At 76.2% G+C, this 1,288-nt stretch carries 2 protein-coding genes; both read left to right on the forward strand.

Annotated features, from left to right (window positions below; genetic code table 11):
- The coding region (gene eccD / locus ABT160_RS47045) for a type VII secretion integral membrane protein EccD (protein WP_351656592.1) at positions 1 to 717 on the forward strand (717 nt) is incomplete at its 5' end.
- 45 nt (positions 718 to 762) lie between these two features.
- The coding region (gene eccB, locus ABT160_RS47050) for a type VII secretion protein EccB (protein ID WP_351656595.1) at positions 763 to 1,288 on the forward strand (526 nt) is incomplete at its 3' end.

Consider the following 1,288-nt stretch of genomic DNA (forward strand, 5'->3'; position numbering starts at 1 on the left):
GCCGCGACCGCCGTCGGCGCCCCCGCGCTCCTGGCCACCGCCGTCGTCTCCGTGGCCGCCGCGATCGCCGGCGCCCTGATGGGCTACACCCCGCTCGACGTGCCCGCCGCGGTGGCCCTGGTGGCCACGGTGGTCGTGCTGGCGGCGGGGGCCGTCGCGCCGTTCGCCTTCAAGCTCGCCGGGATGCGCCTGCCCGCCCTGCCCTCGTCGGCCGGACAGCTCCAGGAGGGCATCGACCCCTACCTCGGCTCCGAGGTCGCCGAGCGCACCGAACTCGCCGGACGCTGGGTCACCGCCCTCTTCGCCGCCACCGGCGCGATCAGCGCCGTCACCCTCGTCGTCCTGGCCGAACACCCCGAGCTGCCCGAGGTGCTGACCGCGCTCGCGCTGAGCCTGCTGCTCCTGCTGCACAGCCGCGGCCTGGTGCACACCGGGCAGCGGCTGACCCTGGCCCTGCCCGGCATCTGGGGGCTGCTCCTCCTCGCCCGCGCCTGGGTCGTCGGCACCGACGCCGACGGGCGCCTGGTCGCCTTCGCGGTCCTGCTCGCCGCCGCCGCGGCCCTCGTGACCGCGTCCTGGACCGTACCCGGACGCCGCGTCCTGCCGTACTGGGGCCGCACCGCCGAACTCGCCCACACCGCCCTGGCCGTGGCGCTGCTGCCGCTGAGCCTGTGGGTGACGGGCCTCTTCGGCTGGCTGCGCGGCCTGTTCGGCTGACCACGTACGCATCCCCGGGACCCCGCGACGAGTTGAGGAGAGGCCGTGCAGTCCAAGCGCGACCAGGTACAGGCCCACGGATTCATGATGGGCAGGCTCAGCTCGGGCCTGCTGACGGCCGACCCGGACGCCCCCGAGAGCCCCCTGGGCCGCACCACCAGGGGCGTGGTCTTCGGCGTCCTGGTGACCGTCCTGATCGGCGCGGGCGCCACCGTCTACGGGCTGCTGCGCCCCGGCGGCAACGACGCCTGGCGCAAGGGCGAGCACCTGGTGGTCAACCGCGACACCGGCGCCCGCTACCTGTGGACCGGCACCGACGGAGTCCTCCACCCGGTACGCAACTACGCGTCGGCCCGCCTGATCGGCGGGGCCGACCTGGCCACCTCCGACGTCAGCACCGCCTCGCTGCGCGACGTGCCCGTCGGCTCCCCGGTGGGCATCCCCGGCGCGCCCGACTCCATCCCCGGCGCCGGGCAGCTCGACTCCCGCGCCTGGCACGTCTGCGTGACCGGCCCCGACGGGGCGCTGCCCGACACCTCCGGCACCGTGACGCGCACCGGCGCCGACCGGC

Source organism: Streptomyces sp. NPDC001941 (genome assembly GCF_040296945.1).
Classification (GTDB): domain Bacteria; phylum Actinomycetota; class Actinomycetes; order Streptomycetales; family Streptomycetaceae; genus Streptomyces.